Below are 26,976 nucleotides of genomic sequence, written 5' to 3' on the forward strand. Positions count from 1 at the left end.
TCAAGCAAATACTCGTTTATTTGCACGTCCATCATGGTCGATGACCGGCGCCACCTGGCCCGGCATACCGGATGGAGCCGAGATGATTCCTCAACCGTTGTTCAGGGCAGTTCTGCTGGGTGCCGCCATCGCGCTGGCGCCCGGCGTCCACGGCGCGCCGATGATGAGCGCGCCACTGAAGTTGGACTCGCAGGCGCAGACGCAGGTCATCACCCAGCTGACCGCGCGCCGGCCGGCGATCGGCCTTGATGCCGATCACGGCTACCGCGTCGTCGCGCAGCACCCCGGCGTGCAGGGCACGCACGTGGTTCGGGCGGCGCACCTGTACAAGGGCGTGCGCATCTTCGGCTCCGAATCGGTGGTGGTGCTCGATGCGCGCCGGCAGATCGTGTCCGAAAGCGCCTCGCCCCGCCGCCTGCAGCTTGGGCGCGGCGCGGCGGGTGCGCTGAGTCCCGTCACCACCGGCTTCGACACCACGCCGGTCATCAAGCGCAAGGCGGCCATCACCGCCGCCATCAAGGGCAGTCCGTCCCGCGCCGTCAATGTCAAGCTTCCTACTGCCGAACTCGTGATCTATCCCGTGATGCGCGACGAGCGCGCACCTGGCGCCGTGGCCAAGCCCGATAATGAACTCAATGCGCTCGACCTGGTCGAAACAGTCGACCGCTACGCGCTCGCCTGGCACGTGCGCGTGCGCATGCGCAGCGGCGAGCAGCCGATCTTCTATGACGTCATCGTCGATGCGCGCACGGGCAACGTCATCGATCGCTGGAACGCGCTGCAAACGGTGGAAGGCGTCGGTCGCAGCCAGTACAGCGGTAACGTGCCGCTCAGTACGTCATTCGATGGCAACGTGTACCAACTGCTCGACCCCCAGCGCGGCAAGGGCGGCACGTTCGGCGCGATGGCAATCACCAACGCGAACCACGCCACCACCAGCGGGCGCGTCTACACCAACAGCAGCAACACCTGGGGCGACGGCAAGCAGTTCGTCGAGGGCGGCAGCACGACAGGCGCCAATGGCCAGACCGCGGCCGTCAACGCCATGTGGGGCCTGATGAATACCTATGACCTGCACCTGAACGTGCTGGGCTGGCGCGCGCTCGACGGCCAGGATACGGCCTCGCACATCGCCGTGCATGTCAACCGCGGCTACGACAACGCCTACTACAGCGACACCTGCCACTGCATGTTCATCGGCGATGGCACGTTCTTCACGAACCTGGCGGCGATCGACGTGGTCGGTCATGAAATGGGGCACGGCATCACGGCAGCCACATCGAACCTGGTCTACACGGGCGAATCAGGCGGGCTGAACGAATCGAGTTCGGACATCGCAGGCGAAGTCGTCGAAGCGTATGCACGTGCCGGCGGGAAGGGGGAGGTCGTGCCCGAGCTGGGCAACGACTGGATGCTGGGCAGCGAGATCGCCCGCGACGGCAAGCCGCTGCGCTGGATGATCAAGCCAAGCAAGGATGGCAATAGTCGCGACGCCTGGAGTACAAGCCTCAAGCGGCTGGACGTGCACTACAGCAGCGGCCCGAATAACCGGATGTTCTATTTCCTGGCGCGCGGTTCAGCGGTCGACAAGACGAATGACGCGTGGAGCGAATACCTGAAGCGGCGCCCGGTGGCGATGACGGGCATTGGCATCGACAAGGCATTCCGGATCTGGTTCCGTGCGAACACGACCAAGTTCACGGCCAGCACCAATTACGCCGATGCGCGGGCGAAGATGATCGAGTCGGCGGGGGAGTTGTACGGGACGGGAAGCCGCGAAGTCGTCGCGGTCACGCGCGCCTATGCGGCAATCAATGTCGGGGCCGACATCGACGAACTGGCGACCGGGCCCGGTGCCGGGCCGGCCGCCGCAGTGCTCACTGCAGTCATTACTGATCGCTCATCAGTGGAAACGGATTGAGCGGCGTGCCTTTCCACCACTGCTTCTCCGGCGTCAGGGCGACGACGGCGAAGTGCAGGTGCGGTGCGTTCGGATCGGAATTGCCGGTCACGCCGACATAACCGATCAACGTGCCGCGCTTGACTTCCATGCCTTCGGCGATGCCGTCGGCGTAGCGGTCCAGGTGGGCGTAGTAATAAGCGAACTGTTCGGTTGGATCGAACTGGTACACCGTCAGGCCGCCCGGCTTGCTGTGAAACAGCTTGGCGACCTTGCCGTCGGCCACGGCGACGACGGGCGTGCCGGTCGGGGCCATGATGTCGAGCGCCTCGTGCTGGCGCTGTTCACCGCGCGGCTGGTAGAAGGTATCGGTTAGCTGGGCCGACTTGATGCCTTGCACCGGCACCAGCAGCTTGCCCGGCATCGTTGTCGGGGTAGCAGCACCTGCTGCGGCAGTGGCGTCAGGCGTCGGGCGCAGTGGCAGATCGGCATCTTCCAGGTTCGGCACCACGACCGGCGCCGGCGGCAGCTGGCCCTCGATCTGCGAGGCCGGAATGCCGGGTGCTGCCGGCATCGTGGCGGCAACGTCGGACGCCGGCTTTTCAGGCACGTCCTGCAATGCCACGAACAGGATCGCGGCGCCGACCAGCACGCCAAGGACAAACGTGATCAACCATTTCATCTTGTTCTCCATGCGGCGCCACGGGCGCCGCGTGTGTGCCTGGGGCGCTCGTTATTTTTGCAGGATCACTTCGGTGCCAGCCGACACGGCAGCGCCCACTTCGGCGGCGCTCCAGTTGGTCAGGCGGATGCAGCCGTGCGATTCGGTCTTGCCCACGTGGCCCGGCACTGGCGTGCCGTGGATGCCGTAGTGCGGCTTGGACAGGTCGATCCACATCACGCCGACCGGGTTGTTCGGGCCCGGCTTGACCGGGGTTGCCTTGTCGCCCGGCTTGGCGTCCCAGAACAGTTTGGGGTTGTAGTTGTAGACCGGATTGGCGTGCACGCCCTCGATCTTCCAGGTACCGATCGGCAGCGGATCACGGCTGCTGCCGGTCGAGGCCGGATACTGGGCCAGCAGGCGGCCCGACGCATCAAACAGTTGCAGCGTCTTGGCGCCATCGCGCACGACGACCTTGGTGGCCTGGGCCAGTGGCTCCTTGCCACTCACGTTCGGCACCATGATGCGTTCGCCCGCGCGGGCAAAGGTCTTGCCTGGATTCAGGCGCTGCAGCAGTTCCGGGCTGGCGTGGAATTTTTCGCCCAGGCCTTCGAGCACGTTGGCGTAACCCAGCTGGGCCAGCTTGGCCTTTTCCATCATCGTGTCCGGTACTGGCTGGAACGGGCCTTCGACGTCTTCGGCGATCAGCGCGTACTCGGCCAGGGTGGGCGTCGTGTCGGTGGCGAGGGCATTCCAGGTCGCATCATCGAGCTTGCCGGTGACCGGCAGCTTGCGCACGGCCTGGAACGTGTTCAGGGCCTGGCGCATGTTCGAGCCATAGGCACCGTCCAGTTCGCCTGGAGACAGATAGGCGCGCTCCAGCAGCACCTGGGCGCGCAGCAGTTTTTCGAATTCTGCCTGCTCGGCGATCGCCGGGTCTTGCACGGCGCCGGGCGCAGCGGTTACCGCCGTCGACATCGTCGTGTTCTGGGCTGTCGTCGCCGGTTGGGCGGCTGGTGGCAGCGGGGCAGGCTGTTGCGCGATGGCATGGGTCAGCGTGCCTCCAAGGGCGGCGATCAGGGTCAGGGCGGTTATCTTGTTCATGCGGTCTCCGGGTTTGCTTCTGGAAAACTGTAGAGTAGTGAAATGCATCGTCCGGGTCTGTGCGTCAGCGTACTCACAACAGGTCAACTGTTTCATTGAGGCTACAATTGCACTATGGATCAGCCTGTTTACACTGTTACCGTCATGCCACTGGGCGCCCCTGTCGCCGTTGGCGCGTCCACGACCTTGCTGCATGCGCTCGAGGCCGCCGGCATCGAGCTGCCCAGCTCATGTCGCAATGGAACCTGCCGCACTTGCCTGTGCCGCCTGCGCGCCGGCAAGGTGGCGTACACGGTCGAGTGGCCCGGCCTGTCGGCTGAGGAGCGGCGAGACGGCGACATCCTGCCCTGCGTGGCGCTGGCGCGCGACGATCTGGTGCTGGACGTCCCGCTGGCGCGGCGCGTCCCTACCGGGCGGGATTAGCATGGTGGTACTATCCGCATGATGCCCGACGCGCTGTCCGGCACGTTCTCATGACATCCGCAGCAACCACCATGAATGGAGTATCACCATGAGCAAAAGTCAGGATGCAAAGAAGACGACCAAGAAAGAACCGGCCAAGACCATGAAGGAAAAGAAGGAAGCCAAGAAGGTCAAGAAAGAAGAAAAGTCGCGCCAGCAGTAAAGACCGCAGTAAACCAGCAGTAAAGCACACGCAATGAGCTCAGCCTGACCCTGCATTACCGCGTCGCCTCCCGGCGACGCGCACCGCCTGTCCTACGGCGTTTCTGTACTCAAGCCCAGCGCTCCCTCGATCACTTTCAGCACCGTCGGCCACGCCGGCGAACTCGTTGCCACCTCATCGTAATGGCTGGCCTCGGGCAGGATCACCACGTCTGCCACATCCCCCAGCTTGGCTGCGCGCGCTGCGTAGTCGTGCGCCACGCGCGGCGGCGAAATCGTGTCGAGCGCCCCCGTCACGAGCCAGGTGCGGCTGCCATTGGGCATCAGGTCGGCGGCATTGGTATCGACCAATACGTCGGGCCGCGCAGCGCTCGGGGTGCCGGCCAGTTGTGCGAGATCGCGGTCGCAGCTCGACTTGATCAGCGCCGCTTCGTGTCGCAGGTCGGCCAGGCCGCCAAGACTCACGATACGGTCGATCTTGAGTGGATTGGCATGGTGCAGCGGGCTGCCGGCCGGGATACGCGCGCGGCCCGCGATCCATTGCACCAGCTGGCCGCCAGCCGAGTGGCCGACGGCGACGATGCGTTCGAGGTCGAGCTTGTGCGCGGGCGCATGCGCTGCCAGCAGGTCGAGCGCGGCATGCATGTCGAGGTACATGCCAGGGTAGCCACCACCCGGTTCATCGATGCGACGGTATTCGACGTTCCAGACCGCGATGCCGCGAGCGGCCAGCGCGCCGGCCATATTGCGAAATTGCGTGATGCCGCCGAACTTGCTGTTCCAGCAGCCACCGTGCACGAGCACCGCCACGGGGAACGGGCCGGCGCCGGGCGGCACGAACAGTTCCGCGTATTGCGACGGCGCGGGGCCATAGGCGAGCTTGGTGGTCGGGGCAGGGCCGCGCAGGGCCAGGTAGTCGTCGAGTTTCATCGGGGCGGCGTGGGCGCTCGAGGCGGCGCCAAGCGCGAGGGCAAACAGCAGGCTGGAAAAGCGCATGGCGGGGCGGTGAACGTGGTGAAAACATCACTATAGCCGAGTCGCCACGCTGCAGCAGCATGCGGCAACGGCGAGCGGCCATTGCGGGGCAATCGTACGGCCCCGGGGTGACAGCCATGCTAGTCTGCCCCTGACTCCATCACTTACCGAAAGGCGACCATGAACCAACTCCATGCCAACGACGCCTCGCGCGAACCGGTCATTCTGCATGCGCACACGACGCCCGATCCGGATGCGCCGAACGATCCACTGGCGCCGCCGCCACAGCCACCGGTGCCGGACGACGTGCCCGATCCCGTCAATGCCCCGGTCGAAGAGCCGAGCATGCCCGAACCACCGATCCGGGCTCACTAAACCAACATGAGCTGATCAGGCGCCGGGTTTCTGGCGCTGACCTTCCTTGTCTTCTTGCTTGTCATCGCTGCCTGCCGGCGGCAGTCCCGGGATCTCGCGAATCATCTGTTCGGTGTCGTGCTGACCCGGCGAGCGTTCGCCGCTGCCAATGTCGGCTTCATCGAAGATGGCACGATCCTTGTTTTCGGGATCGACGTTGTTTGGCGTGTCATTCATGCTGGGCTCCAATAGCGTTATCAATGTTGTACGATCCTAACAGCCCCGGTGCTGTCATGTCGCGCGCCAGACCGTCGTGAAAACTGTTGCTTTTTCGTCCGTCGACAGAGCACGTGTGCTTCCTGTCACAGAACCGCAACAATGCGGTTTCTATAATATCGATGACATCAAAAACAGGAGGAGATCATGGGCTCGACGTTGTACAACAAGATTTATCTGGGCCGCAGCTCGCTGCTGGGCTCACGTAACGTGCAGCTGGCGCTCGTGCTGGGCGTACTGGCCAGCGCCGGGCTCGGTTGGCTGATTCTGCGTTCGCTGCGCTGAAGGTTGCCCCGGCGCGCTGCGACGCGTACCATGCGCCCTTTGGTCAACGAAACGCGGTAATGAAAAACGAAAAGCTCACGACGGACGAATACGACGCACTCGACATGGTGCGGCGCGGCGGTAAACAAGAGATGGCCAGCGCCTGTGTCGGGCGCAATTCGAAGCGCCTGTGTGGCATCAAGCTGATGTCCTATGGTCGTGACAAGCGGCTTACGCTGACCGACAAGGGTGAAGAAGTGCTGTTCCTGCGCCGCTGCGTGACGGGCCTGCGCGCGCTCGCGGCAGATCCGCAGGTGGCACTCGACGAAGACGTGCTGCGCTTCCTGAACCGCAAGTCGCATATCGTGCCGCTCGAAGGCGGCGGTCATGGCCTGAGCGACAAGGGCCGCGAATCGCTGGCCGATATCGCCCTGAGCGAAGAGCGCCGCTGACCGCGCCGGCCGTCCATCGCGGACGGCCGCTGTATTAACTCTCAGCTATTTTCTGATTCCGCAGCTGCAGCCGGGCTGCAGCATTGCGGCTGTCTAGTGCGCGCGGCGGCGGCTGGGATACACCAGCGCCCGCACCGCAACTTCGGCCGGTACGTTCATCGTCGCGAGAAATTCCGCTGCGCGCTGCAGGCCGAGGGTCGGAATCGATGCGATCGCCTGGTTGACCAGATCGGACGTGCGGCCATCGACGCGCTGGTGGCGCGTTGTGGTCGTATTCGGTGTCATGGCCATGTCGGGCATGTCATTCATGTTCATTGTGGTGTCCAGGTTTCGGGGTTGTGCCATTGGCCCGATGATTGTACGACCAATAATGTTTATTTAGCTATATAAATGTTTTACCGGCCATGTAATGACACGGCTTCGTACCGCCACGCGTGGCGGGCCTGCAACTGACAGTACGCTAGGCGGGTAACGTCTCGGGCGCTGGCGATGGCGTTGGCGCCGGCAGGCAGCGGCCTTCGGCCAGCAGCGCTTCGAACTGGTCGGCCGGCACCGGCTTGCTGAAGTAGTAGCCCTGCATTTCGTCGCAGCCGTGGCTGCGCAGGTAATCGAGCTGCGCCAGTGTCTCGACGCCTTCGGCGATCACGGCCAGCTTCAGATTGTGGGCCAGCGCGATGATCGACGTGACGATGGCCGCGTCATTGGCGTCGTGCGTGATGTCGGCCACAAAGGAGCGGTCGATCTTGAGCACGTCGATCGGGAAGCGCGACAGGTACGAGAAGCTCGAATACCCGGTGCCGAAGTCGTCGATGGACAGATTGATCCCGAGCGCCTTCATCCGGTGCAGCAACTCCACCGCCGGCGTGACGTCGCTCATGAACAGGCTTTCGGTCAGCTCGATCTCCAGGCAGGCCGCATCGAGCCCCGTCTCCTGCAGCGTCGCTTCCAGGCTGGCCATCAAGTTGGCCGCGCCGAACTGGCGGGCCGACAGGTTCACTGCCACCCGCAGGCGCGGGTAGCCGGCAACCTGCCAGGCCTTGTTCTGGGCACAGGCGGTGCGCATGACCCAGGCGCCGATCGGCACGATCAGCCCGGTCTCTTCGGCCACGCCGACAAAGCGCCCCGGCGGCACCATGCCCAGTTCGGGATGGTTCCAGCGGATCAGCGCTTCCATGCCGACGATCTGACCCGTCTTCATGTCCACCTGCGGCTGGTAATGCAGCACGAATTCGTCGCGTTCGAGCGCATTGCGCAGCGCGCCTTCGATACGCACCCGTTCCATCGCCTCGTCGTTCATGCTCGGCGTGAAGAACTGGAAGTTGTTGCGCCCCAGCTTCTTGGCGCGGTACATGGCGATGTCAGCGTGCTCGATCAGGTTTTCGCTCAGCGTGCCTTCGGTCGGGAACACGGCCACGCCGACCGAGCAGGTCACGAAGAACTCCTTGTTGCCGAGCATGACCGGCTGGGCGACGGCGTCCATGATCCGCTGCACGACGGCAGGCGAGAGCGGCTCGTCGGCATGCTCGTTGAGGATCACGACAAATTCGTCGCCCGACAGGCGCGCCACGGTATCGGCATCGCGCAGCGCCGCGCGCAGGCGCGCCGCCACCGTTACCAGCAGCACGTCGCCGGCCTTGTGGCCCATGCTGTCGTTGACGAACTTGAAGCGGTCCAGGTCGATCAGCATGACCCACACCGGCCGGTCGCTGCGGCTGGCAAACGCGATCGACTGGCTCAGGCGGTCCTGCAGCAGCGAACGGTTGGGCAGGCCGGTGAGCACGTCGTGCTGGGCCACGTGGTGCACGCGCTGCTCGGTCAGCTTGCGCTCGGTGATGTCGCTGCCGGTACCGCGGTAGCCGGTGAGCACGCCCGCGTCGTCGAACACCGGTTCGCCATTGACGCAGAACCAGCGCGCGTTGCCATTGTCGTCGAGCACCTGGTATTCAAGATTGTTGAACGCCTCGCGCGCCTGCATCTTGGCCAGGTGGGTGCGGCCGCTTTCGCTGTCGAGGAGGCCCGGCACGTATTCCCAGCGCGTCTTGCCGATCAGGCCCTGCACGGCGACGCCCGATTTTTCGGTGAAGCCGCCGGTGATCATCGTGAAGCGCAGCTCGGCGTCCTGCTCCCAGTACCAGTCCGACGACATCGACACCAGCTGGCGGAAACGCTGCTCGCTGTGCAGCAGCGCTTTTTCGGCGCGCTCGCGCGCGACCATGTCGTCGATCAGCTGGCGGTTGCTGCGGCGCAGTTCCGACGTGCGCTGGCGCACCAGTTGCTGCACCTTGCGCGCCCGCTCGCCGGCCGACTGCACGAAGGCGGCGCCCATCAGCGTGACAAGGATGCCCCCGCACAGCAGCGACAGCGAGGCAAGGTGGTCAGCCAGAAACGGCCGCGGCGCCGCAGCGACCTCGACGCGCCAGGGCCGCCCGCCCGCGTGCAGCACGGTGCTGTGCAGGCCATGGTCGGGACGCAACCAGCCGGCAAATTCGTGGCGCGATGCGCTCGACGTGGGGCCGTTCGAGAACAGCAGGGCGGCAGGGTCGGCATGGTCGCTTGCATACACCGACACGAAGATGTCGCCACCACCCAGCAGGCCGGCGGCGGCAAGCGATTCGCGCACGAGTTCCTGGCCCCGGACGACGACGGCGGTGTTGCCACGCATGACGCCCTGCTTGTCGAACACCGGCTGCACCAGGTCGAAGCTGGCCTTGCTCGCCGGCGCCTGGGCCAGCGCGAACACGCCGCTGGCGGCTGGCTGGCCCGTGCTGCGCGCCAGTTCGAGCGCGCCCATGACGGCGGCGTTGTGGGACAGGTTCAGGCCGAAGGCCGCTTCGTTGCCGGCCATCGGTTCGACGTATTCGATGACGTGGTAGCCGGTGCGCAGCGGCGCCGGCGCCAGGCCGCTGGCTGTCATCTCGGTCAGGATCGTACCGGGACGTACGCGCTGCAGCTCGGCCTCGATCACGGCGCGTTCACTGCCCGGCACGACGCGGTGGAAATTGAACGCCTGGATGAAGCGGTGGCGCTCGAGCAGGGCGGACGTGAAGTCGGCGAACCGCTCGCGGCTCACGGGCTCGCCCCTGGAAAACAGCTGGTTGGTGACGGCCAGAACTTCGAACGCCTGGCCCATGCCCTGATGCACCGCCGCCACGCGCTGGTCGGCGCGCTGGCCGAACGCGAGCGCCATATTGTCGTATTCGAGGTGGCTGACACCGATGAACAGGCCGAACGAAGCGGCCATGCCGCCCCCGAGCGTGAGGGCTGCCGCGAGAGTCAGTGAACGAGGCAGTCGGCGCGGCATGTTATTGAAAGGTCCAGGTCAATCCGTACAAATGAGTCAGGGGCGCACGCGACGACGGTTCTTGCCGGCGAGCATGAATGCGCGCCAGTGTGTCATACAAGGGGCTGGCACCGCAAACTTATCGTATTGTGAGGGACAAAGTGCACGCCGTGGGTAAAACCGTCCTAGCCGCGGCGCCGCGCCAGCCAGGCCACCATGCCGCGCGCGAGCAGCCGGTTGACCCAGCCGAAACCGATGCCGCTGCAGTCCCGGCCGCCCCGTGCAAGGCGTACCAACAGGCGTTCTCCGCGTAAAGGCGGGGTCGCGGGGCGCACGGCAAACAGGATCCGGTTGTTGCCGGCGATCTCCCGGAACCAGATCACGCGCCCATCAAAGGCATGCTGCAACCGTTGTAAGAAAGACACATAGTCGGGGTCGTAGGTGAAGATATTGGCCACCAGCACACCGCCGGGACGCAGCGCACGGCGGCAGGCTGCGTAGAACGCGCGGCTGGCCAGCGCCGGCGGCAAGCCACCCCGGTCGAAGCCATCCACCAGCAGCACATCGGCATCCCCGGGCGTGCGCGCCAGGTAGTCGGCCGCGTCGCAATGCAGGACCCGCAGGCGTTCATCATCTGGCGGCAGGCAGAACAGGTCGCGCAGCGCGATCACGTCGGCGCGGATCTCGAGCACCGTGATGCGGGCCTGGGGAAAGTGGCGGTAGCAGAACTTGGCTAGCGAGCCGCCGCCCAGGCCCACCATCACGATGTGGCGCGGGCGCGGCGCGAACAGCGTAAAGCACATCATGGCGCGGGTGTAATCGAGGACGAGGGCGTCGGGCCGTGCCAGCAGCATCTCGCTTTGCACATCGCCAGGTGTGAATGCGAGGGTGCGGTGCTTGCCGTCGCTCACGACCAGGGGCGCAGCGGCGGCAGGTGGTTCAGGAAGATGTTGGGGCGCGGGCATCTGGCAAGTATATGCCGCCGCGCCCCGCCGGATTATGCAGCGCTGCCCATCAGCGGGACGACGCCGAACACCAGTGCCGCCACCAGCATGACGAGTGCGGCCGAGATCGACCAGATCAGCGTGAAGCGCTGGTGGTCGCCAAACTCCACCTTGCACATGCCAACCAGCAGATAGGTCGATGCGACCAGTGGGCTGAGCAGGTGAACCGGCTGGCCGATCACCGAGGCGCGGCCGATTTCTGCCGCCGTGATGCCATACACTTCGGCCGCCTTGGCCAGCACCGGCACGATGCCGAAGTAGAACGCGTCGTTCGAGATGAAGAACGTGAACGGGATGCTGAGCAGGCCCGTGACGACCGCCAGGTACGGACCCATCCAGTCGGGCACGCCGGCGATGACGGACAGCGCAATGGCATCGACCATCTTGGTGCCCTGCAGGATGCCGACGAAGATACCGGCTGCGAAGATCAGCGACACCACCGGGACCACGTTCGCGGCATGATGCGCAATGCGCTCTTTCTGCTCTTCGAGGCCCGGGTAGTTGATCATGATCGCGACGGCGAAGAAGATCATGAACAGCACCGGCAGTGGCAGCACGCCCTTGATCAGGAACCCCATCAACAGGGTGGTCATCACCAGGTTCACCCAGATGAGCTTTGGACGCTTGATCGCGGCGTTCGAGACGTCGTTGTCATCGCCACCGCCATGGCCACCACCACCACCGGTGGCCAGCGCCGGTTCCGCCGACGGCCTCACCGTCGATTCGACCCGGCCGCCCGCCAGCTGGTGCACATTGCCATCGTAGGCCGATGCAGCGGCGCTCGGGCTCCAGTGGCCGGTGGTGCCATTCATTTCGGCGGCGGCCACGGCCGGCTGCAGCACGGCGACGTTCTGCGCCGCTTTGGCAGCTTGTTCCGCTTTTTCAGCCTGCGTCGGCAACGTCATGATGCCAAGGCGCTTGCGCTCCTTCATGCCCAGCACGCAGGCCACGAACACGACCCAGAGGGAGGTGACAGCCATCGGCAGGATCATCGGCACGAAGATGTCGCTGACGTCCACGCCGAGGGCGGTGGCGGCGCGCGCCGTCGGGCCACCCCATGGCAGGATGTTGAAGACGCCACCGGCCAGCATGATGACGCAGGCGAGCACCAGGCGGCTCATGCCGAGCCGCACGTACAGCGGCAGCATGGCAGCAACGGTGATCATGTAGGTCGTGGCGCCATCGCCGTCGAGCGAGATGAACATCGCCAGCACGGCAGTGCCGACGACGATCTTGAACGGGTCACCGCCGACGAGCTTCAGGATGAGGCGCACGACCGGATCGAACAGGCCCGAATCGATCATGATGCCGAAGTACAGGATGGCGAACATCAGCATGACGCCGGTGGGTGCCAGGTTGCGGATCCCGTCGAGCATCATCGGGCCAAGTTGCGGGCCGAAGCCGCCGATCACGCCGAAGCCGATGGGCACCACGATCAGGGCCACGAGCGCGGGCAGGCGCTTGGTCATGATCAGGTACATGAACACGACGACCATGGAATACGCCAGGATGGTCAACATCATCATCATTCTCCTTGCCGGTGCGCTTGCCGCACGCGGTGTGTGGGCCGCTGGGGCCCGTGGGGTTGGTGCAGGTGGCGCGTGGTGTGGTGGTGCACGGCTGCTTCATGCAGGCCGATGCACGGTCGATCGCGCGCCGTTTTTTTTCAGGCGCGGTTTAAACGGGGGAAAGCGCGGCCAGGGCGGCGTGCGCGGGGGCAGGGTTGTGCATGTTGTCTCCGATCGTTGTCGTTGGTGTGCTGCTGTTTGCACCAACTATAGGCGTGCGTGCCTTTCAATTGGCTTTCAGTGCACTTGACGCTTCAACGATCGCTGGTGCGGGGAATATCACGCGCACGCTCAAGCCAGGCCCATCGCCGGATGGGCCCAGCGTGATGCCGGCGCCATGCAGGTTGGCGATATCGCGCACGATGGCCAGTCCCAGCCCGGTGCCGCCCGGATTGGCTTCGAGGGTCGCCTGGGCGCGGTAAAACGGCATGAACACCTTGTCCATGTCGGCCGCTGCGATACCCGGTCCGCTGTCGCTGACAGCGAGCGATACCTGGTCGCCTTCGCGCCCGACCTGCAGCAGCACGCTGCCGCCGGCCGGCGTGTAGCGGATCGCATTGTCCACCAGGTTCGACACCATTTCGTGCAGCAGCAACCCCTGGCCGGGCACCGTTGTGAGGTCGTCGGCATCGGCTTCGAGCGCCAGGTCGATCCCTTTCTGTACGGCCGGCAGCGCCAGTTCCAGTCCGACCTGGCGCGCCACCTCTGCCAGCGAGACCGGCGCGTCTGGCGTGCTGCCGCTGCCATGCTCGATGCGGGCGAGCGTCAGCAGGCGGTTGGCCAGGTGGATCGCGCCGTCGGTAGTGCCGGCAATCGAGCCGACGATCGCGCGCATCGCGGCCGGATCGTTTTCGCGCAGGGCCAGTTCGGCCTGCGTCTTGAGCACCGCCAGCGGGGTGCGCAACTGGTGCGAGGCGTCAGCGATGAAGCGGCGCTGGCTGGCGATCAGGTCCTGCGTGCGCGCCATCGCGCCGTTCATGGCCGCCACCAGCGGCCGCACTTCCTTGTGCACGAGCGCCGGGTCGATATTCGACAGGTCGGACAGCGCGCGCGTTTCGACCTCGTTTTTAAGAAGCATCAGGGGTCGCAGCACCAGGCGCACGGCGAACCACACCATCGCCGCCACCGCCAGCACGAGCAGGGCCTGGCGCAGCAGGGTGCTCAGGAGGATGTCGCGCGACAGGGCCTGGCGCGCGTCGAGCGTCTCGCCGACCTGGATCAGCGCGATGCCGCGCATTGAATCGTCATAGACCGGTTGCAGCAGCGCCGCGATGCGCACCCGCTCCCCGTTGTAGGTGGCGTGGTAGAACCGCACCAGCGCCGGATACAGGTCGGTGCGCGGCACGTTCTTTGGCACCGGCGGCAGGTCGTCGTAGCCCGATACCGTCTCGCCGTGCAGACCCGTGACCTTGTAATAGATGCGGCCCAGCGTATCGGTCTCAAAGCTGTCGAGCGCCACGTAGGGCACGTTGGCGACGACCTTGCCATCCTGGACCGAGACCCGCTCGGCCAGCGCGCGGGTGGACGACAGCAGCGAGCGGTCGTAGGCGACATCGGCCGCCTCCAGGGCATCACGGTACAGCGACACCGCATTGAGCGCGACCAGCAGCACGAGCGGCAGGATCAGCCAGCGCAGCAGTTGTCCGCGCAGGCTGCCCAGTGGCCGGCCAGCGGTGATCTGGAGCAGGGAGGCGCGCAGGGTCATCGCGTGCTGCGGCTCAATCGGGCCGTTGCTGCATCAGATAGCCGATGCCCCGCAGCGTGACGATCATCGCGCGGGCATCCGGAAACTTTTCGAGCTTCTTGCGGATGCGGTGGATGTACAGCTCGATGGCGTCGAGGTTGACGTCGTCGGCCAGCGCGAACACTTCGTCGAACAGCTTTTCTTTCGACAGCGCGCGGCCCGGGCGTGCAATCAGCGCTTCGAGCACGGCGTGCTCGCGCGGCGTCAGTGCGAGCGCTTCGCCGCAAATGGTAAACATGCGCGACACGGTGTCGAAGCGCAGGCCCCCGCATTCGTGCACTAGCGCTTCGTTGCCGCTGCGGCGCCGCAGCAGCGCTTTGACGCGGGCTTCGAGTTCGGCCAGCTCGAACGGCTTGGGCAGGTAGTCGTCGGCGCCCAGGTTCAGGCCCTGCACGCGGTCTTCGAGGCCGCCGCGCGCGGTCAGGATCAGCACCGGCGTGCCGCCCCGCGCGCCGCCGCGCGCGCGCAGCCGGCGCAGCACGTCCAGGCCGTCCATCTTGGGCAGCGTCAGGTCCAGGATCACCAGGGCGTAGTCCTGGGTGTGGAGCAGGGCGTCGGCATCGGCGCCGGTGGCGGCGCATTCGACGGTCAGCTTGGCGTCGCGCAGGGCCTTGGACACCCAGTGGGACAGTTCGACATGGTCTTCAACGAGCAGGATTCTCATCGCGCCAGTGTAAACGCAAAGCGGCTTTTCGGAAAAGCGTCACTGAAAGCGAACTGAAAGGCGCGCGCCCCTATAGTCGGCCCACAAGCAGCGCATCAGCTGCAAGACATCACCATAACAACGTTCGGAGACACATGAAACAATCGGCCCTCGCGCTTGCCGTCCTGGCAGCGCTGTCCCTTTCCGCACCCGTCCTCGCCCAGAGCAACGTCCAGGTCTATGGCTTGATCGACGCCGGCGCGGAATTCGTCAACCATGCCGGCGAAGACGGCGGCAACGCAGTGCGCGTCATCTCGGGCGGCAAGAACACGTCGCGCTGGGGTTTTCGCGGCAGCGAAGACCTGGGCGGCGGCCTGAAAGCCGTCTTCAATCTCGAAGGCGGCATCCTGCTCGACACGGGCGCCAGCGATGGCGCGATCTTCAAGCGCCAGGCCTACGTGGGACTGGAGAACGACCTGGGCCGGATCGTCATCGGCCGCTCGTTTACCACCGTGTACGAACTGGTGATCAAGTTCGATCCGCTGGGCTTTGCGCCGAACTATTCGTGGGCCACGGGCGGCAGCGCCACCAGGCCATCGCGCTACGGCATGACGACCCAGTTCGATAACCTGATCAAGTACACGGGGCGCACGGGCGGCTTCACGTACGGCGCCACGGTCGGCCTGGGCGAACGGTCGGGCAGCTCGCGCGAAGGGCGCAAGCTGGCGCTGGGCGGCTCGTGGTTCGGCGACGGCCTGGGCGTGATGGCGTCGTGGGAGCGGATCGACGGCACGCCGATCGAGGGCACCGCCACGAATGGATTGGACGAAACGACGGCGTACCACGTGGCGGTCGACTACCGCAGCGGCCCGTGGCGCTACACGGCCGGCAAGCGTGGCTACAAGCTGGCGCAGGGCCGGACCAACCTGGCCGACCTGCGCGGCGACACCTACTGGGGCGGCATCACGCGCACGATCGACGCGGTCACGCTGACGGGCGCGGTCTATCACATCAACACGAAGAACCTGCCTGCCAACCTGGACGCTGACCCGACGATGTTCGTCGCACGCGCCATGCTGGCGCTGTCCAAGCGCACGGACCTGTATTTGTCGCTGGCGCACGCGAAGGCGGACAACGGCCAGCTGATTGGCCTCTCGCGCGACGATCCGGGGTTCGGATCGACCCAGAGCGGCATCACCGCGGGCATGCAGCACCGCTTCTGATTCCCTGCTACACCGTGCGGCGGTATCATGGGTGCCATGAAAACCTCGCACGTTCTCCTGTTGACCATGCTGGCGCTCGGCGGCCTGCCGCACGCCGGCGCCGCTGAATGCCTGATTCCGTCGAAACCCGGCGGCGGCATGGATCTCACCTGCAAGCTGGCGCAAAAAGCCCTGCACGATCAACCGGGCGCGCCTGAACTCATGCTCAGCTACCTGCCGGGCGGCGTCGGCGCCGTGGCCTGGCATTCGGTCGTCTCGCAGCGCCGCAGCGAAGCCGATACGCTCGTCACGTTTTCGGGCGGTTCGGTCCTGAATCTCGCGCTGGGCAAATTCGGCAAGGCCGACGTCGACGACGTGCGCTGGGTCGCAGCTTTCGGTGCCGACTACGGCATGGTCGCCGTGCGCGCCGATTCCCCTTACAAGACACTGTCCGACCTGCTGGGCGCGATCAAGCGCAATCCGAAGCAGGTCCTGATCGGCATGTCCGGCACGGTCGGCAGCCAGGACTGGATCAAGATGGCGCTGCTCGCGCGCATGGCGGGCGTGGACCCGCGCAAGCTGCGCTTTGTCGCTCTCGAAGGCGGCGGCGAGCAATTCATCGCGATGGGGGCAGGGCATGTGCAGGCGGTGTCGGGCGACACGTCCGAGGCGCTGCTGGCGGCGAGAGCCGGCAATGTGCGCGTGCTGGCCGTGCTGTCCGAAGGGCGTTTGCCGGGTGCGCTGGCCGGCGTGCGCACGGCGCGCGAGCAGGGATATGACGTGGTCTGGCCGGTGATCCGCGGCGTCTGGATGGGGCCGGATGTGCGCGAAGCGGATTACCGCCGCTGGGTGAAGGCCTTCGACGGCGTCGAGAGCTCGCCCGCGTTCGCGGAAATGCGGGCGCAGGCCGGGTTGTATCCGTTCGCGCTGACTGGGGATGCGCTCACGCGGTATGTCAAGCAGTCGGTGGATACGTATCATCGGCAGGCGAGGCAGTTCAAGCTGCTGAGGGAGCCGTAGGACGGCGCGTAGCCCGCCTCGACCTGTTCACATATGCTGAATCATCTACTTGCAGCCTACCTGCTTATCATTTTCCCGGCGTGGAATCTCTGGCGCAGCCTGCGTCCCAAGCGTGGCACGCCGCCGCGTTCACTACTGCGCCAGTACTGTTCGATAAGCGCGCATTCGCTCGCCTTGCTGGGCGTCTTGTGGGCCGGTTCATCGCAGGCCGGGTATACGTTGGAACAGCTCGGCTTCGACATGCCGCTGTCGAGCGCCGGCACGTGGGGCCTGGGATGTGCAGTTCTGCTGATGTGCGGCTTGTGGGCGATCGGCAGCATGATCGAACGTCGTAAAACACTGCAGGCGCGTGCGGAGGACGAACGCAAGATGCTGGCGTCTTCGTCCATATGGCCGCGTAACCTGGCTGAAGCGTTCGCATTCGCCGCGAGTATGCTGATCGTGACGGGCGGCTGGGAGGTGCTTTATCGTGGGTTCTTGCTGCTGGTGCTGTCGCCTGTCATTGGCCTGCCATTGGCGATTGCCGCATCCGCGCTCGCTTACGGTATCGGGCATGGCTATGCAAATCCGAAGCAGCTTATCGGCTCGATCATCTCGGCATTCTTTTTCACCATTGCATATGCCTGGACACAGAGTCTGTGGTGGTTGATTCTCATCCACGTGTTCATACCCTTGAGTACGATTCCGGCAGTGATGCGTGCGCAGCGCCGTCAGCCTGCTTCACAGTCCAGCATGACGTCTGTCATCGGCAGCTGAAGGGTTGCTTCTGTCCCGCAGCCCGCAGTATTGACAGTACGTGACTTTTTCATAACGGCAACCTATCATGCTGGCATGAGGGCCTCGTGCGGGTCAGAAACGGGCCCACTTTCAAGGATATCCATTCATTTCAGGCCACTTGTTCATGACGCTGCCACCTGTAATTCCTCCGTCCGTTGTTTGCGAAGATCCCGGCGTGTACCGGACGCTCTTGGAATCCACCAAGGCAATTCCGTGGCGAATAGACTGGGCGACGATGCGGTTTACCTACATTGGGCCGCAGATCGAAGAACTGCTGGGATGGAGCCAGGCAAGCTGGCTCACCGTGAACGACTGGGCCGATCGCATCCATGAGGAAGATCGTCAGAGGACGGTCGAGTTCTGTGTGGCGCAATCGCAAAAAGGCGTTGATCACGAGGCTGACTACCGCGCCATCACGCATCAAGGCGACCATGTCTGGATCCGGGATGTGGTTCACGTCGTGCGTCGCCCTGACGGCAGTGTGGAGTCGTTGGTCGGCTTCATGTTTGACATCTCGGCGCGAAAAGAGGCCGAAGACAAGATCGTTCAATTGCAGCGCGAACTCGAGCTTCTGTCGTACCGCGACAGCCTCACGGGTGTTGCCAACAGACGCATGTTCGACACCCTCTATCCCGTGGCATGGGCAAAAGCGCGCGAAAGCGGTCACCCGCTGTCTCTCGTGATCATCGATATCGATCACTTCAAGCAGTACAACGATCACTATGGTCACATGCAGGGTGACGAGTGCCTGCGACGCGTGGCGCAAGTGTTCGACGCAGCGGCATCCGATCCGGACGAGCTGTGCGCCCGTCTCGGTGGCGAGGAATTCGTCCTGCTGTTGCCTGGCACGGACCGGAAGGCGGCGTGGAGCAAGGCTGAGCGCTGCCGTGAGCTGCTGGCGGCGCAAGCGATTTTGCACGCCCGTTCCGGCGTCGGCCAGCTGGTTACCGTGAGCATGGGTATCGGTACCGTCGTGCCAGGCGCCCAGGATGACGCCAAGGCATTCCTCGACCAGATTGATCGCCGTCTCTATCAGGCGAAGTCAGCAGGACGTGACCGGTTCTGCGACAACGACGCATAGTGTCGACGCGATGGTTCGCCGGCTTCACGAAAGGCGGCGATATTTTAATGAGGCAGCCAGCAAATCGATTGTCCGGAAGCGCTTGGTGTGAGATTGCGTGATATTGCGCTTCCTCAGCCCGGATAAACTCTACATTTTATAACCCTGGGAATAGCAGCCTATGTCCGAAATGCAGTTTGCTAACAACTATCATGATCTGAGCAACTCGACAGGCGTCGATGCAGGGTTCCAGTTCGAATTCTCCTGCGAGCGCTGCAGTGACCGCTGGCGCACTCACTTCAAACCGTACCGCAGCGCCCAGGCTTCGGGCTGGCTGCAAAAGGGGGCAAGCATGTTCGGTGGCCTGCTCGGCAATGCAGGCAGCGTGATCGACAGCATGGCCCAGGCGGGCTGGCATTCGGCACGCGACGAAGCCTTTACTGAGGCACTGGCCGCTGGCAAGACGCACTTCAACCGGTGCGGAAACTGTCACGACTACGTCTGCAACCAGTGCTTCGACAACGCGAACGGCCTTTGCTTCAACTGCGCACCCAATGTGAAGGTGAAGATCACGCAGGCACGTGCCCAGGGCGAAGTGTCGGCCGCGTCCGAAAAGGCAAATGCCGAGGGCCAGACGCGCGGTGGACGCCTGGACGTCACGCAGAACATGCAGCTGGTGTGTACGCAATGCCGGGCCGAAACCCATGGGGCGAAGTTCTGCCCGGAGTGTGGCCACCGGACTGCCCAGCAGGTTGCTTGTCGCGCCTGCTCGACGACGCTGCAGCCAGGCACAAAGTTTTGTACCGAGTGCGGCGAGCGTCAAGCGTAAGTCTGTACCCAGCCTGTCGACGCGGCCATGCTTCAACGCCGCGCCGATCATCGGCATGACGTCCTGGGTTTATATCGCATTAACACCAGGCAACCATCTCCCCATGCCGTAGACTGCATCACACATATGCAACCAGGCAACGTCCATGACCGCCATCACCACGTTTTTCAGCCACCAGCCGATGTTTGCGCTGTTCTTCACCATCGCTGCGGGCTACCTGCTGGGGGCGGTCAGCGTGAAGGGCTTGTCGCTCGGCTCCGGCGCGGTGCTGTTCGTCGGCCTGGCCGTCGGCGCGGCCGTGCCTGACCTGGTCTTGCCCGGCATGCTCGGCAACCTGGGGCTTCTGCTGTTCCTGTACGGCGTCGGCATTGCCTATGGCGCCCAGTTCTTTCGCGGCTTGACGACGCCTGACGGCATCAAGGCCAATCTGGCGGCGCTGCTGGCCGTCATCACGGCGCTGGCGCTGGCGGTTGGCGTGGCGTGGCTGTTCCCGATCTTTGCGCTGCCTGAAGCGCTGGGCGCCTTTGCCGGCGCCGGCACCAGCACGGCGGCGCTGCAGGCGGCGCTGGCCGTGTTCGGCACGTCGGCCGCAACCGGGTATTCGGTTGCGTACCCGGTCGGCGTGGCCGTGCCGATCCTGCTGCTTGGCCTGTACAACGCTGTGTTCAAGCCGGCCAGCCCGGCGCCGGCATCGTCCGCGCTGCATCTGGAAGAAATCGACGTGGCTGAATTCTCCGTGCTGGGCATGACGCTGTTTGAGGCTGCGGCGCGCTTGCCGGACGGCGTTGCGATCGTTGCGCTGCGGCGCGGCGAGCACAATCTGGTGGCCGACAGCGCGATGCGCATCGAACCGGGCGACCGTTTGCTCGTCGCCGGCAATGACCAGACCGTGCTGCACGAGGTCGCCACGCGCTTCGGCCCGGCGCACCCGGGCGCCATGCTGCACGACCGGAGCGACCTCGACTACGACCGCTTCTTCATTTCCAGTGCCAGCATGGCCGGCCTGCCACTGAGCGCTCTGGCGCTGCCGACTGGACTCAATGCCCGCGTTCTGCACCTGCGGCGTGGGGATGCCGACCTGGTCCTGAACCCGGGGCGGCTGCTCGAAATGGGTGACCGCATCGGCGTGCTCGCGCCGCGCAGCAGCTTCCCCGCGCTGCGCAAGCTGTTCGGCGACTCGGTGCGCAGCACGGGGGAGGTAAGCTATATCGGCATCGGCGTCGGCGTGACGCTGGGGCTGGCGTTCGGCGCGATCGTCTGGCCGTTGCCGCTGATCGGGCAGTTCTCGTTCGGGTTCGCGGGGCTGCTGCTCGTCGCGCTGGTGCTCGGCTGGCGCCGCCGCAGCGGGATGTTCCAGTGGGCGATGCCGATTCCGGCCAACCTGGTCTTGCGCAATTTTGGCCTGACGCTGTTCCTGGCGGTCGTGGGTATCTCGTCGGGCTCGACGTTTGCCGCCGCGATCGCCAACGATGGCTTGCTGTACCTGCTGCTGGGCAGCGCGATTGCGGCCACGCTGGTCGTCGTCACGATGGTCATCGCCCTGTTCGTGTTTCGCCTACCGTTCGACAGCGTGGTCGGGATCGTGGCCGGCACCACGGGCAATCCGGCCATCCTCGCGTTTGCCAACCGGATCGCGCCGACGGACCGCCCCGATATCGGTTACGCGATGATTTTTCCGTCCATGACGGTGCTCAAGATCGTGCTGGTACAAGTGATCGGCGTCGTGGGGCGGTGAACTTTTCACGTGTCCGCAATGCGCGCACCGTAAAATAGCGGTTTGATCGATCACGCACGGATTATTTTTATGGAACCAGCAGAGCAGCGTTATCTCGTCCGCCAGGACAAACGGTCGGACGACGGCAAGAAACCACCCGTCTTCGCGAAGGTCATGCGCAGCAAGGAAGGCAAGTTCGAGGGCGTCTCCTTCATCAAGAACAAGGAGAAAGCGACGATCATGACGATCGCGCAAGCGGACGAAGTCATCGCCTGGGCCACGACCAAGAAAGACAAAGCAGCCGAGTACGAGACCCGGATCATTTGCGTCGGCCAGTAAGCCACCCTGTTCGGCTAGCCGAACGCACCACACGACCACATCATGCACAGTGAACCACCCGTTTCCCAGCGTCTGCGCGCGCTGGTCCGCTCAATGCCGCGCACCGGCATCACCCTCAGTGAACTGATCCGTAGCGTCGGCAACGACGGCCTCCTGATCCTGGTGGCGTTGCTCACGCTGGTGTTCCTGATCCCGATTTCGATTCCGGGCGTGAGCACCGTGTTCGGCGCCGCGATCCTGCTCATCAGCGTCAGCCGCCTGTTCGGGCGCGATCTGTGGATTCCATCGAAGCTCGAACACCGTGTCATCGGCACGCGCAAGCTGCGTCCACTTCTGCGCAAGGCACTGTCGTGGCTCAAGAAACTCGAGCGTGTCAGCAAGCCCAACCGCATCCAGTGGCTGGTGGCCGCCGGTCCGGTCGCGTTCTTCAACAACGCGGCCCTGATCCTGGGTGCGGTGCTGCTGATGATGCCGTTCGGCCTGATCCCGTTCAGCAACACGTTCCCGGCCGTGGCGATCCTGTTCCTCGCCATCGGCTTGCTGCAGCGCGACGGCGTCTGCATCCTGCTGGGTCACATCAGCAATGTCGTGACCATCATCTATTTCAGCGTGCTCATTGGCGGTGGTGGCCTGGCCGTACGCGAGGTATTCAACCGCTTCGCCGGCTGAGTGGCAGGGTTGGCTTGTTGCAAGGCATCACTTTCTGATAAGCTGGCCGCCAGCCGCCCGTGCGCCTTCTGCCGGCCTCCAGGCGCGAATCAATCACCCCGCACTCCGGCCCGCCAGCCTGGTGCCGGCACCCGGAACGCCGAACATGAGTAATAACATGCCTATGCTGGATGCGTCGACGATGGTGCTGGTGCTCGCCCTGGGCAACCTGACCCTGTGCGCGCTGCTGACCTTTTTCAATCACGGTCCCGTACGCGCCCCTGCGATGACGTTCTGGAGTCTGTCGAAACAGATTCAGGGCGGCGCCTGGCTGCTGCTGGCGCTGGGCGACTCTGGTGTGGTGCCGGCCCCCATCTCGATCCCTGGCGGCTACGCGCTGCTGTTTGCCGGCGTGGCGATCGAAGCGGGCGCCTCGTGGGAAGCAGCGCGCCGGCCGGCCTGGCGCACACCGACCCTGATCCTGGTCGGCGTGGCCGTCCTCGTGTTCTTCCTGTGCTATCTGGTCGACGAAGAGGGCTTGCGCAGCGTGGCCGCATCGCTCCTGCTGGGCGCGTTCTACCTGTCCGGCGCAGTGGCGCTCGCCTGGCGCTGGCGTGATGCGAGCCTGCTGCAGCGCTTTCTGGCGCTGGCGACGGCGGCGCTGGCGCTGGTGGTGGCGGCGCGCGGCTTGTCGGTGCTGCTGCTGCCACGAGGCTGGGGCTGGCTCTCGAATGACCTGTTGAGCCAATTCTCCAGTGGCGCCCTGTACCTGCTCCTGCTCGGCAATGCCTTCGGCGTGCTGCTCTTGACCCGCGAACGCCTGCAGGACACGCTCGAACGGCTCGAGACGGTCGATCCTCTGACCGACGCGCCGAACCGGCGTGGTTTCTTCCAGCTGCTCGCGCCGTGGCTGGCGCTGGCGCGCCGGCCCGGCCTGCCGACGGCGCTGATCGTGTTCGATCTGGATGGCTTCAAGCGCGTCAATGACAGCTATGGCCATCCGGCCGGCGACGTCGTGCTGCACCAGATGGTCGCGCTGTGCCGGCGCCAGTTGCGCGACAGCGATCAGCTGGGGCGCGTGGTGGGCGTCGAATTTGCCGTCCTGCTGCCGCGCACCAGCCTCGATGAAGCGGTGCTTGTGGCCGAACGCATCCGCGCCGCCATCGACACGACCCCGGTCAAGAGCGAGCGGGCGATGATCAAGCTCACGGCCAGTTTTGGCGTGACGACGATCCGGCCCGAAGACAGCACCACCTCGCTGTTCCAGCGCGCCGACGAGGCCATGCAGCGCGCCAAGCGGGCCGGCCGCAATCGCGTGGCGCCTGCCAGCGAAGCGGTCGCCGATATCTAGCGCGCGGGCCCGTTGCGCAGGGTCATGTAACGCGCCCGTCACGGTGGCCGCTTATGCTCATGCCCCATGCCGACCATCGATCACGAATCACCCATCTATGCCGCTGTCGAGCTTGGCTCGGACAGTTTTCGCCTGCACATCGGCCGTTTCGGTGATGGCGGGCTCGAGCTCGTCGCGACCATGTGCGAGAAGGTCGAGCTGTCAGCGTCGTTCGACGAAGACGGCATGCTCGACAGCGCAGCGCTGCGCCGTGCCCTGGCCTGCCTGGGGCAGTTCCGGGGCGCGCTCGACGCCTGGCGGCCGCACGCCGTGCGCGTCGTGGCTACTGCGGCCCTGCGCATGGCGCGCAATGCCTCTGTATTCCTGCCGGCGGCCGGGCGCGCGCTCGGTCACCCGGTCGACATCATCGCGGGCGACGAAGCCGGGCGCCTGGTCTATCTGGGCGTGGCCAATACGCTGGGGGTAGCCGACCCTGCACCGCGGCTCGTGCTCGACATCGGCAGCATCTCGACGGAGCTGGTGGTCGGGGAGGGCGCCGCGATCCGGCGCATCGAGTCGTTCGCGCTCGGGGCGGTGCGCCAGAGCCTGACGTTTTTCGCGAACGGGCAGATCGACGCGGCGGGCTTCGACGCCGCCGTGCGTTCGAGCCGCAGCCGCTTTGCCGAAGCGGGGTTCGGCGCGCGCGGCTGGGGCATGGCGTATGGGGCGTGCGGGACGGTGCGTGCGCTGGCTGGCCACGCGCACCGGGGCAGTCATGTGGACACGCCGCTGACACGGGCCGATCTCGCAGGTTTGCGCGATGCCTTCATTGCTACCCGCCAGGGCGTGCAACTGGCCGGCGGGCTGGCGTTGCTGTATGGCTTGATGGAAGAGCTGGACATCGCGGCAGTCACGCCGGTGGCTGCCGGCCTGCGCGTGGGCGCGCTGTGGGACCTGCATCAGCGCGCCGACGCATTCGTTGGCAGGCTAGCCGATCCGATGGACGTCGCCTGACGCATCAACGGCTGTCGGATCGACGGTCAACGGTGTCACCGGCGTGCTGTCACGCAGCCAGCCGAACAGGATCGCCATCATCAACGGGCCGACAAAGAGGCCGATGACGCCCAGCGTCGATACGCCGCCCAGCAAGCCGAACAGCACTGCCAGGAATGGCAGGTTCACGCGCTTGCCGATCAGTTTTGGACGGATGAATTTATCGACCAGGAACAGCTCGACCGCGCCCCAGGTGAACAGGCCCAGCGCCTCGGCCGAGTTGCCCTGACCGAACAGCAGCAGCGAGACCATCGTGAACGACAGCGGCGCGCCGCCCGGGATCAGGGCCAGGTAGCCCGTGATCACGCCCAGCAGCACCGGGGCCGGCGCGCCGGCGATCCAGTAAGCCACGCCCAGCACGATGCCTTCCAGGATGGCGATCGAGCCCAGGCCGAGCGCCGTGCCGCGTACTGACAGCGGCAGCACGCGGCGCAGCTTGGCATACTGGACAGGCGCCAGGCGCTGGCCGGCGCCGTCGATGTAATGCATCACGGCCGCGCCGTGCAGGTACAGCACGAACAACGTCAGGAGCGTCAGGAACAGGTACAGCGCATTGGCCAGGATGGTCGAGCCCCAGACCCGCGCGGTGTCGGTCAGGTGCGGCATGAAGTCGCCCAGAGTCGTGCGCACGAGTGCGTTCAGGCCGCCCGGCACCGCCAGGTGTTCGAGCCACCAGGTGACAGCCGGTTCGGCCACCAGCGGCAGGCCGGTCAGCCAGGCCGGTACCGGCACGCCGGTCTGGTTGAAGCTGATGAGCAAACGCTGCAGGCTGGCCAGTTCGCTGCTGAGCGTGTGGAACAGCAGGACGGACGGGCCCACGAAGCTGACGATCAGCAGCACGAGCATGAAAGTGGCGCTGGCCAGCGGCGGCCAGCCGCGGTGCAGCATGCGCTGGTGCAGCGGCCACGTGATCACGGCCAGGAGGCCGGCCCACGCGATCGAGCCGAGAAAGTGCTGGAGCAGCAGGGCCAGCGCGGTGGCAAACAGCACCGGCAGGATCCATTGAGTCTTGGTGCGCATACTGGCCTGGGTCGGGTTCATAAATTACTGGGGTGCGCAGGGGCCAGCGAGAAGAAGCTCGCGGCGCCGACAAGTTTACAGCAGAGTCGTCGCCTTGGCAGGATAATTCAGGTGTATCTCCTGCAAAAGAGGAGTTTGCCGAAGCTTTACTTCGGAAAAACGGAAACCTCGCTCTATGAAGCCTGTATTGTCACCCGGATTGGCTTCGGTTGCCGGCGGGATGTCCTTACCCACCCTGCATTCCTGTCCGACAGCATACTGGCAAATCGTTTATATTGTTTGCCTTCTCAACGAAGGAGCGGCTCATGCCCCGCACACCTGCCGCCAAATCAGCATCCCGCGCCGCACCTGCGGCAGCGAAAACCACGCGCGCTGCCAAGCCAGTGAAGGCCGTCGCCAAGACTGCCAAAGTCGCCAAGCCCGTCGCGCCACCAGCGGCGCCGGCCAGGCCCGCCGCAAAAACCAGTGTGAAGTCGGTGGTCAAATCGGCCGCCAAGGCGCTGGCCAGCAGCCCGGCCCGTAAACCCGCCGCGCCACGCGCCGCCGCCAAGTCACCGGTCGTGCCGATCGTCGAACGTGCGCCTGCTGTGGAAGCGCGTCCGGCACTGGTGCGCGACAGCTTCACGATGCCGGAAAACGAGTATGCGGTGCTGCTGGAAGTGAAGCAGGCCTGCCTGCGCGCCGGTGTCGACGTCAAGAAAAGCGAGCTGCTGCGCATTGGCGTGGCCCTGCTGGGCCAGCTCGACGTGGCGACCTTGCAAGGCGTGCTGGCGGCGCTGCCGCAGCTCAAGACAGGGCGACCGCCGGCGCAGGAGTGACTTCGGTGCCGTCGCGCGCCGTCAGTGCAGCGCCGCGGCGCTGCTGAGTTCCTTGAGCTCGCGGATCGGGATATTCGACTTCTCGTGCATGCGCAATAGAATCGTCGCGCCGACATTGAGCTTGCGATGGCGGATCTTGCTGATGATCGGAGGCTGCACTTCGAGCACGCGGCACAGCTCCGCGTCATTCTTCAACTGCATGCGCTCGATCAGTGTGTCGAGCAGCTTGTTGGGCACGAAGCTCGACGGCTCAAGCTCGCGCGCTCGCTGCATCGCTTCGAGTAACTCCTGTTTTTTCTGGCGTACGGTCATGTCGA

General features: G+C 65.0%; 27 protein-coding genes and 1 pseudogene. 16 read left to right on the forward strand and 12 right to left on the reverse strand.

Annotation, left to right across the window (positions count from 1 at the left end; translation table 11 throughout):
• The first annotated feature begins 82 nt into the window (after positions 1-82).
• Positions 83-1,921, forward strand: a complete 1,839-nt coding sequence (locus IFU00_17475) for a M4 family metallopeptidase (GenBank protein MBD8544076.1) — start codon at positions 83-85, stop codon at positions 1,919-1,921.
• On the opposite strand, the gene IFU00_17480 is transcribed toward IFU00_17475, so the two are convergent.
• A complete protein-coding gene (locus tag IFU00_17480; protein ID MBD8544077.1) occupies positions 1,890-2,582 on the reverse strand; it encodes a M23 family metallopeptidase in 693 nt (230 codons plus the stop codon). The two genes, IFU00_17475 and IFU00_17480, sit on opposite strands and share 32 nt — an antisense overlap.
• A 51-nt stretch (positions 2,583-2,633) precedes the next feature.
• Positions 2,634-3,665: a murein L,D-transpeptidase gene (locus tag IFU00_17485; GenBank protein MBD8544078.1), complete on the reverse strand. Its 1,032-nt coding sequence runs from the start codon at positions 3,663-3,665 to the stop codon at positions 2,634-2,636.
• Positions 3,666-3,779: 114 nt separating this feature from the next.
• Between IFU00_17485 and IFU00_17490 the strand changes: the two genes are divergently transcribed.
• Positions 3,780-4,088: a 2Fe-2S iron-sulfur cluster binding domain-containing protein gene (locus tag IFU00_17490; protein ID MBD8544079.1), complete on the forward strand. Its 309-nt coding sequence runs from the start codon at positions 3,780-3,782 to the stop codon at positions 4,086-4,088.
• A 294-nt stretch (positions 4,089-4,382) separates the two neighbouring features.
• Here IFU00_17490 and IFU00_17495 read toward each other — a convergent pair whose 3' ends face one another.
• Positions 4,383-5,285: an alpha/beta hydrolase gene (locus IFU00_17495; GenBank protein MBD8544080.1), complete on the reverse strand. Its 903-nt coding sequence runs from the start codon at positions 5,283-5,285 to the stop codon at positions 4,383-4,385.
• A 159-nt stretch (positions 5,286-5,444) separates the two neighbouring features.
• Here IFU00_17495 and IFU00_17500 point away from each other — a divergent pair, with 159 nt between their 5' ends.
• The gene (locus tag IFU00_17500; protein MBD8544081.1) at positions 5,445-5,639 is read left to right on the forward strand and encodes a hypothetical protein; all 195 of its coding nucleotides are present in this window, start codon (positions 5,445-5,447) and stop codon (positions 5,637-5,639) included.
• A gap of 15 nt (positions 5,640-5,654) precedes the next feature.
• On the opposite strand, the gene IFU00_17505 is transcribed toward IFU00_17500, so the two are convergent.
• Positions 5,655-5,855 carry a hypothetical protein gene (locus IFU00_17505; GenBank protein ID MBD8544082.1) on the reverse strand — a complete coding sequence of 67 codons (201 nt, stop codon included), beginning with the start codon at positions 5,853-5,855 and terminating at the stop codon, positions 5,655-5,657.
• Positions 5,856-6,041: 186 nt separating this feature from the next.
• Here IFU00_17505 and IFU00_17510 point away from each other — a divergent pair, with 186 nt between their 5' ends.
• Together IFU00_17510 and IFU00_17515 are read left to right on the forward strand one after the other, a co-directional pair.
• Entirely contained in the window at positions 6,042-6,179 is a 138-nt protein-coding gene (locus tag IFU00_17510; protein MBD8544083.1) for a hypothetical protein, read from the forward strand.
• A 59-nt stretch (positions 6,180-6,238) separates the two neighbouring features.
• Positions 6,239-6,610, forward strand: coding sequence for a hypothetical protein (locus IFU00_17515; GenBank protein MBD8544084.1), 372 nt, complete (start codon positions 6,239-6,241; stop codon positions 6,608-6,610).
• 93 nt (positions 6,611-6,703) lie between these two features.
• Here IFU00_17515 and IFU00_17520 read toward each other — a convergent pair whose 3' ends face one another.
• The 6 genes from IFU00_17520 to IFU00_17545 all read right to left on the reverse strand — a co-directional run bounded on the left by IFU00_17520 (position 6,704) and on the right by IFU00_17545 (position 14,870).
• Entirely contained in the window at positions 6,704-6,919 is a 216-nt protein-coding gene (locus IFU00_17520) for a hypothetical protein (GenBank protein MBD8544085.1), read from the reverse strand.
• Positions 6,920-7,070: 151 nt separating this feature from the next.
• Positions 7,071-9,911, reverse strand: a complete 2,841-nt coding sequence (locus IFU00_17525) for an EAL domain-containing protein (protein ID MBD8544086.1) — start codon at positions 9,909-9,911, stop codon at positions 7,071-7,073.
• Positions 9,912-10,075: 164 nt separating this feature from the next.
• Complete coding sequence (locus tag IFU00_17530) at positions 10,076-10,855, reverse strand: fused MFS/spermidine synthase (GenBank protein ID MBD8544087.1); 780 nt, start codon at positions 10,853-10,855, stop codon at positions 10,076-10,078.
• A gap of 32 nt (positions 10,856-10,887) precedes the next feature.
• Positions 10,888-12,414, reverse strand: a complete 1,527-nt coding sequence (locus tag IFU00_17535) for a citrate:proton symporter (GenBank protein MBD8544088.1) — start codon at positions 12,412-12,414, stop codon at positions 10,888-10,890.
• Between the two features lie 274 nt (positions 12,415-12,688).
• A complete protein-coding gene (locus IFU00_17540) occupies positions 12,689-14,167 on the reverse strand; it encodes a sensor histidine kinase N-terminal domain-containing protein (GenBank protein ID MBD8544089.1) in 1,479 nt (492 codons plus the stop codon).
• 13 nt (positions 14,168-14,180) lie between these two features.
• Positions 14,181-14,870 carry a response regulator gene (locus IFU00_17545; GenBank protein MBD8544090.1) on the reverse strand — a complete coding sequence of 230 codons (690 nt, stop codon included), beginning with the start codon at positions 14,868-14,870 and terminating at the stop codon, positions 14,181-14,183.
• A gap of 134 nt (positions 14,871-15,004) precedes the next feature.
• Between IFU00_17545 and IFU00_17550 the strand changes: the two genes are divergently transcribed.
• From IFU00_17550 to IFU00_17595, 10 genes are all read left to right on the forward strand, one after another.
• A complete protein-coding gene (locus IFU00_17550; GenBank protein ID MBD8544091.1) occupies positions 15,005-16,072 on the forward strand; it encodes a porin in 1,068 nt (355 codons plus the stop codon).
• A 36-nt stretch (positions 16,073-16,108) separates the two neighbouring features.
• Positions 16,109-17,071, forward strand: coding sequence for a tripartite tricarboxylate transporter substrate binding protein (locus IFU00_17555; GenBank protein ID MBD8544092.1), 963 nt, complete (start codon positions 16,109-16,111; stop codon positions 17,069-17,071).
• A 33-nt stretch (positions 17,072-17,104) separates the two neighbouring features.
• Positions 17,105-17,827, forward strand: a complete 723-nt coding sequence (locus tag IFU00_17560; protein MBD8544093.1) for a CPBP family intramembrane metalloprotease — start codon at positions 17,105-17,107, stop codon at positions 17,825-17,827.
• A 145-nt stretch (positions 17,828-17,972) separates the two neighbouring features.
• Positions 17,973-18,929, forward strand: coding sequence for a sensor domain-containing diguanylate cyclase (locus IFU00_17565; GenBank protein ID MBD8544094.1), 957 nt, complete (start codon positions 17,973-17,975; stop codon positions 18,927-18,929).
• 160 nt (positions 18,930-19,089) lie between these two features.
• On the forward strand, positions 19,090-19,737 hold the full coding sequence (locus tag IFU00_17570) for a zinc ribbon domain-containing protein (GenBank protein MBD8544095.1): 648 nt from the start codon (positions 19,090-19,092) through the stop codon (positions 19,735-19,737).
• A 145-nt stretch (positions 19,738-19,882) separates the two neighbouring features.
• Positions 19,883-21,472, forward strand: coding sequence for a YidE/YbjL duplication (locus IFU00_17575; GenBank protein ID MBD8544096.1), 1,590 nt, complete (start codon positions 19,883-19,885; stop codon positions 21,470-21,472).
• Positions 21,473-21,541: 69 nt separating this feature from the next.
• Positions 21,542-21,790 (forward strand): hypothetical protein, encoded by a 249-nt coding sequence (locus tag IFU00_17580; protein ID MBD8544097.1) that lies wholly within the window; start codon positions 21,542-21,544, stop codon positions 21,788-21,790.
• 42 nt (positions 21,791-21,832) lie between these two features.
• Entirely contained in the window at positions 21,833-22,459 is a 627-nt protein-coding gene (locus tag IFU00_17585; GenBank protein ID MBD8544098.1) for an exopolysaccharide biosynthesis protein, read from the forward strand.
• Positions 22,460-22,616: 157 nt separating this feature from the next.
• The gene (locus IFU00_17590) at positions 22,617-23,789 is read left to right on the forward strand and encodes a GGDEF domain-containing protein (protein MBD8544099.1); all 1,173 of its coding nucleotides are present in this window, start codon (positions 22,617-22,619) and stop codon (positions 23,787-23,789) included.
• 66 nt (positions 23,790-23,855) lie between these two features.
• Positions 23,856-24,782 carry a hypothetical protein gene (locus tag IFU00_17595; protein MBD8544100.1) on the forward strand — a complete coding sequence of 309 codons (927 nt, stop codon included), beginning with the start codon at positions 23,856-23,858 and terminating at the stop codon, positions 24,780-24,782.
• 48 nt (positions 24,783-24,830) lie between these two features.
• Here IFU00_17595 and IFU00_17600 read toward each other — a convergent pair.
• A pseudogene (locus tag IFU00_17600) lies at positions 24,831-25,841 on the reverse strand (AI-2E family transporter).
• 383 nt (positions 25,842-26,224) lie between these two features.
• On the opposite strand from IFU00_17600, the gene IFU00_17605 reads away from it, so the two are divergent.
• Positions 26,225-26,659 carry a hypothetical protein gene (locus IFU00_17605; GenBank protein MBD8544101.1) on the forward strand — a complete coding sequence of 145 codons (435 nt, stop codon included), beginning with the start codon at positions 26,225-26,227 and terminating at the stop codon, positions 26,657-26,659.
• Between the two features lie 21 nt (positions 26,660-26,680).
• On the opposite strand, the gene IFU00_17610 is transcribed toward IFU00_17605, so the two are convergent.
• Positions 26,681-26,971, reverse strand: coding sequence for a hypothetical protein (locus IFU00_17610; GenBank protein MBD8544102.1), 291 nt, complete (start codon positions 26,969-26,971; stop codon positions 26,681-26,683).
• Positions 26,972-26,976 lie beyond the last annotated feature (5 nt).

The organism is Oxalobacteraceae sp. CFBP 8761 (assembly GCA_014841595.1).
Classification (GTDB): domain Bacteria; phylum Pseudomonadota; class Gammaproteobacteria; order Burkholderiales; family Burkholderiaceae_D; genus Telluria.